The organism is Mesorhizobium sp. M7A.F.Ca.CA.004.04.2.1 (assembly GCF_004022825.1).
Lineage (GTDB): Bacteria > Pseudomonadota > Alphaproteobacteria > Rhizobiales > Rhizobiaceae > Mesorhizobium.
Map to the genome: position 1 here is coordinate 1 of NZ_RZPH01000233.1, position 6,723 is coordinate 6,723.

A 6,723-nucleotide genomic window follows, 5' to 3' on the forward strand; every position below is an offset into this window, starting at 1 on the left:
ATCCTGCTCGCGTCCGCCATTCTCGCGACGCTGCCCTTTGCCGGCGACACTGCGCGCGGCGAGGAGACGGTCCGCCAGGTCCTGCCGGGAGCACCGGTGGCAGCGACGCCGCAGCAATTGACGCGGGAAAAGGCGCCGGACCAAAGCGAGATCGAGCGCTTCTGCTCAAACATCGCCGACGCCGCCCGCGACCGCCGCTATGTCCTGCAGGCGGAGGAACTGAAGCAGCTCCAGGCCGGCATTGACGAGCGCATGAAAGCTCTCGATGCAAAGAAAGCTGAATACGAGACCTGGCTGAAGCGACGCGAGGTTTTCCTGGCCCGGGCAGAGGACGGCGTGGTCCAGATCTACGCCGGCATGAAGCCCGACGCCGCCGCCGAGCGGCTGGCCATCGTCAACGCCGATCTGGCTGCGGCCATATTGATGAAGCTCGATACACGCAAGGCGAGCGTCATCCTCAACGAAATGGACCAGAAGGCAGCGGCGACGCTCACCGGCATTATGGCCAGCGCAGCCCGAAGGGTAGATCCGTCATGATCCGGAAAATGCTTGTCCTGTGCGCGGTCACCATGCTGTCGGGTTGCGGAACCAACCTCAAGGAGGTCGGCAGGGAGCCGGCCCTGTCCCCGGTCGGCTCCGGCATCGATGGCGGCAGTACCGGCTCCCTCTATCGCTATCCGCAAACGCCGCCCGCGCCAGTCAAGAAATTCTCGTTGTGGGACGACCGCCAGAGCCGGCTGTTCACCGACCCGCGGGCGCTGTCCCAGGGCGACATCCTGACGGTCAAGATCAAGATCAACGATCGGGCCAACTTCAAGAACCAGAACGACAGGAGCCGCACCGCCAATCGCAAGCTCGGTTACGACCTCAGCGCGCAGTGGGACCAGTGGAGCACAGCCGGCAAGGGCGCTGGGGCTCTCAGCTCCACCACGGACACGACTGCCGACGGCGAGATCAAGCGCTCGGAGACACTTGAGCTCAATGTCGCGGCGATCGTCACCGATGTGCTGCCCAACGGCAATCTGATGATCACCGGATCGCAGGAAGTGCGCGTCAACGCCGAGCTCAGGGTGCTGACGCTCGCCGGCATCGTGCGGCCGGCCGATATCGGCGCCGAAAACACCATCCCCTACGAACGTATCGCCGAGGCCCGCATCTCCTACGGCGGACGCGGTCGCATCACCGAGGTCCAGCAGCCTGCCTACGGCCAGCAGATTCTCGACCAGGTTCTTCCGTTCTAGGATCGGAGCAGGGCGCCGTGGCAAATATCGAACAGGTTCAGCCACGCAAGGGTCCCTCCCCTGCCATCCAGGCCGGCCTGCTGCTGCTTGTGACGGCGGCCGCCATTGGCATGGGCTGGATGTCCGGCGGTTATCTCAAAGGCGTCGGCGCACCGGCGTCGGTACCGGTCGCGCCTGAGAACGAAGGCAAGATCATGCAGCCCACCGCGGCCGAGCAGCCAGGCCTGGGCCCGATGCTTGTCGTGCTGGCGCCGATCACCACCAACATCGCCTCGCCTGCCGGCACATGGATCAGGATGGAGGTGTCCGTCGTCTATGACGGGCCGCAGCCACAGGCAATGTCGGATGACATCCACCAGGATCTTCTGGCCCTGGTGCGCACCTTGAAGATGCATCAGATCGAGGGCGCCAGCGGCTACCAGCACCTGAAGGCCGATCTTGAGGAACGCGCCTCGATCCGCAGCCAGGGTCACGCCAAGCAGATTCTTATCAGGACATTGCTGCTCGAATGAGAAAGTTCCTTCTCGCCACGGCGATGATCGCGGCCGCAACGTCCGTCGCGACGGCGCAGCAACTCGATCTCGGCGGTATCGGCAAGGCCGACGGCACCACCGTAGGCTACATCATCCAGATGTTCGGCCTGCTGACCGTTCTGTCGGTGGCGCCAGGCCTGCTGATCATGGTGACCAGCTTCACCCGTTTCGTCATCGCCTTCTCGATCCTGCGCGCCGGCATCGGCTTGCAGTCGACACCGGCAAACCTCATCCTGATTTCGCTGTCGCTGTTCATGACTTTCTATGTCATGGCGCCGACCTTCGATCAGGCCTGGAACACCGGCGTCAAGCCGCTGATGGACAACCAGATTACCCAGACCGAAGCCTTCGACAAGATTTCGGACCCGTTCCGCACCTTCATGCTGCACAATGTGCGTGACAAGGATTTCGACCTCTTCGCCGACCTTGCCCGCGAGCGCGGACAGACCGTTTCGCGTGACACCGTCGACCTGCGCATCCTGGTGCCGGCCTTCATGATCTCGGAGATCCGGCGCGGTTTCGAGATCGGCTTCCTGATCGTGCTGCCATTCCTCGTCATCGACCTGATCGTCGCCACCATCACCATGGCGATGGGCATGATGATGCTGCCGCCGACAGTGGTGTCGCTGCCGTTCAAGATCCTGTTCTTCGTCCTGATCGACGGCTGGAACCTGCTTGTCGGCAGCTTGGTGCGCTCCTTCAACTGACCCTGCGGCGCCGGCTCGAAATCCCAGCAATATATTTTCGATTAACCGTCCGGTTTAGCCCTTTGGTAGGGACTTGCCCGCATATTCGCTCGCAGATGGCGGGTGATCGATTTTGAGAGATCATGGGCATGATGCCGCACCGTCATACCGGTAGAGCCGGTATGTAAAAAATACCTGTAAAATCAAGGTCCGAGTACCATGTCCAGCATCATGACGAACAGCGCCGCATTGACGGCCCTGCAGAGCCTCAACGCCACCAGCAAATCCCTCACCGACACCCAGGCCCGCATCTCGACCGGCTACAAGGTCTCGCAGGCTTCGGACAACGCCGCTTACTGGTCGATCGCCACCACGATGCGCTCCGACAACCAGGCAATGTCCACCGTTTCGGACGCTCTCGGCCTCGGCGCCTCTAAGGTCGACACAGCCTATACCGGCATGAGTAGCGCGATCGATACGATCAACCAGATCAAGACCAAGCTGGTCGCGTCCTACGGCCAGACGGACGCCTCCAAAGAAAAGACCCAGGTCGAAATCGCCGCCCTTCAGAACCAGTTGAAGGCCTACGCCGATGGCGCCACCTTCTCCGGCACCAACATGCTTTCGGTGTCCACTGCGACAGGCACCGCGGCCGACGTGAAGATTGTTTCGGCCTTCAACCGCGACGCGACCGGCGCGGCTTCGATCTCGACGATCGATGTCAATGTGGAAAGCATCAAGCTGTACGATGCCGGCGCGGCACCAACCGCCAAGGGTATTCTCGACACGGCCCGCCTCGGCACCACGGGCGCTGCTGTTGCCACGGCCTCGGCACCGACGTTGGGCGCTGCCGCAGCGGTTACCGACACCTATTCGGTTGCCTCGCTGACTATCTTCTCGGGTGGCACGGCCGCCAGCGATAGCCAGATCGCGCAGCAGATGAACGTCGTCGATGCCGCGCTCAAGGCCATGACCAACGCCGCCACCACGCTCGGCGCCGCCAAGAGCAGTATCGACCTGCAGAAGACCTTCACCTCGAACCTGATGGACTCCATCGATCGCGGTGTCGGCCAGCTCGTCGATGCCGACATGAACAAGGAATCGACCCGCCTCCAGGCCCTGCAGGTCCAGCAGCAGCTCGGCATCCAGGCGCTGTCGATCGCCAACGGTTCGTCGCAGTCGATCCTGTCGCTCTTCCGCGGCTAATCGCATCCGCCAACTTGCACTAAAATCGGGCCGCGCCAAAAGCGCGGCCCGATTTCGTTTGCTCGGACCGCGCGCAACGCTCTGTCGTTAACTCTCGAAAGGCCGCGTTTAACAGGCTGTTAACCATGTCCCGCTAATTATGGTTAACCAATAGCTTACAACGGTTGGCGAATCGGCCCTACTGGCACGATACCACGGTTGAAGCAGGCTATCCGGCATGTCTGAGCATGCCGGCCTTTGAGAAGGAGCGACTTTCTTGGCGAGTATCATGACCAACGCCGCGGCGTTAACCGCGCTTCAAAGCCTCAGCGCCACCAACAAGTCACTCGAGCAGACACAGGCCCGCATATCGACGGGCTACCGTGTCTCGCAAGCTTCGGACAACGCGGCCTACTGGTCGATCGCCACCACGATGCGCTCCGACAACCAGGCCCTGTCGACGGTGCAGGATGCACTCGGCCTCGGCGCCTCGAAAGTCGACACCGCCTACACCGGCATGAACAATGTGCTGACAACGATCGGCCAGATCAAGACCAAGCTGCTTTCGACCGTCGGCCAGACGGACGCAGCCAAGGCAAAGACGCAGACCGAGATCAAAGCGCTTCAGGCGCAGATGAAGTCGTTCGCCGATGCGGCCACCTTTTCAGGCTCGAACTTCCTAGCGGTGACCTCAAAGCAGGTTGCGGCCGCCAATGACGGCGTCCAGCCCGACTCCCAGATCGTGTCCTCATTCAATCGTTCCTCATCCGGCGCCATCTCGATCGGGACGATCGATATCGATGTCGAGAGCACCAAGCTTTTCGACTACGGCCTCGCCGCCGAGGTCAAGAATTACGGAACCCTCGATCGCCAGACGTCCATCTATTCCACGGGCGCCGCCCAGACCCTGTACGACAACGCCTATGCGGGCGTGATCGCGGGCGGAGGAACGGACATCGCCGCGAACACCGCCGGCCAGACGGCGGCGGGAGCGGTCGCCAAGGTCGACAATATCTCCGCCTACAACCTCGATATCACGGCACCAGGCATTACCGACGACATCATCACGCAGATGGTGAACAGGATCGATAACGTCATGGCCCAGCTGACCGACTCCGCCACCATCCTCGGTTCCGCCAAGAGCAGCATTGACCTGCAGAAGACCTTCACCCAGAGTTTGATGGACTCCATCGACCGCGGCGTCGGCCAGCTTGTCGATGCCGACATGAACAAGGAATCGACCCGGCTCCAGGCACTGCAGGTTCAGCAGCAGCTCGGCGTTCAAGCGCTGTCGATCGCCAACAGCGCCTCGCAGTCGATCCTGTCTCTGTTCAAGAGCTGATCACGGGCGCCACCGGCGCCGTCCTTTCCATCAGATAATCGGGCCGCGCCGCCAGCGCGGCCCGATTTCATTTTCGCACAAGCTTCGAAGACTAGAGTTCCGGCGGACAATCATGCTGGGAGTCGTTGAACCGTGCCGGAACAGATCCAGAGCATCATCTCGAATCTCCGCGGGTTTGGCGTGAAGCGCCTCGCCATGCTGGCGGGCATCGCCGTTCTGGTGATGGGCGTCATCGGCATCGCCTCGGTCTATCTCAACCGCCCCGCCTATGACACGCTCTATGTGGGACTAGACCGCGCCGACGTGAACCAGATCGGCCTGGTGCTGGGCGAAGCCGGCATCGGCTTCGATGTCGGCGCCGATGGAACCTCGGTTCTGGTGCCGGCCGGCACCACCGCTCAGGCCCGCATGCTGCTTGCCGAAAAGGGCCTGCCGACCAGCGCCAATGCCGGCTACGAATTGTTCGACAATGTCGGCTCGCTCGGCCTCACCTCCTTCATGCAGCAGATCACCCGCGTGCGGGCGCTGGAAGGCGAGATCGCCCGCACCATCCAGTCCATATCGGGCATCAAGGCTGCGCGGGTCCACATCGTCATGTCCGAACGGGCCAATTTCCGCCGCGACGAGCAGCAGCCCTCGGCCTCCGTGGTCATCCGCTACGCCGGCATCGACGCCGAGAAGAGCGCCATGTCGATCCGCCATCTCGTCGCCGCCGCCGTTCCCGGCCTGTCGGCAGACAAGGTGACTGTTCTCGATTCCAGCGGCAATCTGCTGGCCGCGGGCGACGATCCTTCCAACACCAGCGCCGCCCGCACGCTCGGCGTCGAGCAGACCGTCGAGGCGCAGATCGGAGACAACATCCGCCGTGCGCTGACGGCCTATCTCGGCCCCGACAATTTCCGCGCAAGCGTCAAGGCCGAGGTCAACACCGACACCCGCCAGACGGAAGAGACCATCTTCGATCCGAATTCCCGCGTCGAACGCTCGGTGCAGTCGGTGCGGGCCAACGAGAACAACAACCAGAAGCAGGCTTCCACTCCGGCCAGCGTCGAGCAGAACCTGCCCGAGACCCAGGCAACCGCCACCGATGGTCCGCAATCCTCCTCGCAGAACGACCGCAGGGAAGAGATCACCAACTACGAGATCAATTCCAAGAAGATCGCCACGGTCTCAAACGGCTACACCGTCACCAAGATGTCGATTGCCGTGGTCGTCAATCAGCAACGGCTGACGGCCATCCTCGGCAAGGACGCCACGCCGGAGCAGATCGCCAAGCGCGTCGCCGAGATCCAGAAGATGGTCACGTCCGCTACCGGCCTTGACGAAAAGCGCGGCGACATCATCGACGTCTCGGCGGTCGAGTTCATCGACGGCCTGGATGGCGAGGCGATCCCGCAGGCGGGAATGCTCGATTCGATCGGCCAGCATGCCGGCACGATGATCAATGCCGGTGCCTTCATCGTCGTGGTGTTCCTGGTCGCCTTCTTCGGCCTGAGGCCGATGGCCGCGGCGCTGACGGCAAAGGCTACTCCGGCCCTGGCAGGTCCCAGCTTCGACGACGTCCAGCGCTCGCTGCCGACGCCGGAGGCAATGGCGGCTACCGACAGTGCCGCGATTGGGACCTTGCCAGGCACACGCCCAGGCCCCACGCCGCTCGACGATCTTCGCCAGAAGATCCGGCCGGCGCCGCAGGACAGGCTTGCCAGGATGGTCGACCTCCACGAGGAGCGCCCCGC

The 6,723-nt window shown here is 62.7% G+C and carries 7 protein-coding genes; all 7 read left to right on the forward strand.

What is annotated here, in order from left to right:
* A partial coding sequence (locus EN893_RS12985; protein WP_245490824.1) for a MotE family protein occupies positions 1-537 on the forward strand: 537 nt, incomplete at its 5' end.
* Complete coding sequence (gene flgH / locus EN893_RS12990; protein WP_127268383.1) at positions 534-1,241, forward strand: flagellar basal body L-ring protein FlgH; 708 nt, start codon at positions 534-536, stop codon at positions 1,239-1,241. The genes EN893_RS12985 and flgH, both read left to right, overlap by 4 nt.
* Before the next feature lie 17 nt (positions 1,242-1,258).
* Positions 1,259-1,753, forward strand: a complete 495-nt coding sequence (locus tag EN893_RS12995; RefSeq protein ID WP_127268384.1) for a flagellar basal body-associated FliL family protein — start codon at positions 1,259-1,261, stop codon at positions 1,751-1,753.
* Positions 1,750-2,481: a flagellar type III secretion system pore protein FliP gene (fliP, locus tag EN893_RS13000; protein ID WP_127271437.1), complete on the forward strand. Its 732-nt coding sequence runs from the start codon at positions 1,750-1,752 to the stop codon at positions 2,479-2,481. Before EN893_RS12995 ends, fliP begins: the two co-directional genes overlap by 4 nt.
* Before the next feature lie 198 nt (positions 2,482-2,679).
* Entirely contained in the window at positions 2,680-3,666 is a 987-nt protein-coding gene (locus EN893_RS13005; protein WP_127271439.1) for a flagellin, read from the forward strand.
* A gap of 256 nt (positions 3,667-3,922) precedes the next feature.
* Positions 3,923-4,987 carry a flagellin gene (locus tag EN893_RS13010; RefSeq protein WP_127270046.1) on the forward strand — a complete coding sequence of 355 codons (1,065 nt, stop codon included), beginning with the start codon at positions 3,923-3,925 and terminating at the stop codon, positions 4,985-4,987.
* Between the two features lie 132 nt (positions 4,988-5,119).
* A partial coding sequence (gene fliF / locus EN893_RS13015) for a flagellar basal-body MS-ring/collar protein FliF (RefSeq protein ID WP_128361570.1) occupies positions 5,120-6,723 on the forward strand: 1,604 nt, incomplete at its 3' end.

Coding starts and splice junctions, on each gene's coding strand:
- fliP (WP_127271437.1), top strand. CDS start 1,750: ATGAGAAAGTTCCTTCTCGCCACGGCGATGATCGCGGCCGCAACGTCC.
- EN893_RS13005 (WP_127271439.1), top strand. CDS start 2,680: ATGTCCAGCATCATGACGAACAGCGCCGCATTGACGGCCCTGCAGAGC.
- flgH (WP_127268383.1), top strand. CDS start 534: ATGATCCGGAAAATGCTTGTCCTGTGCGCGGTCACCATGCTGTCGGGT.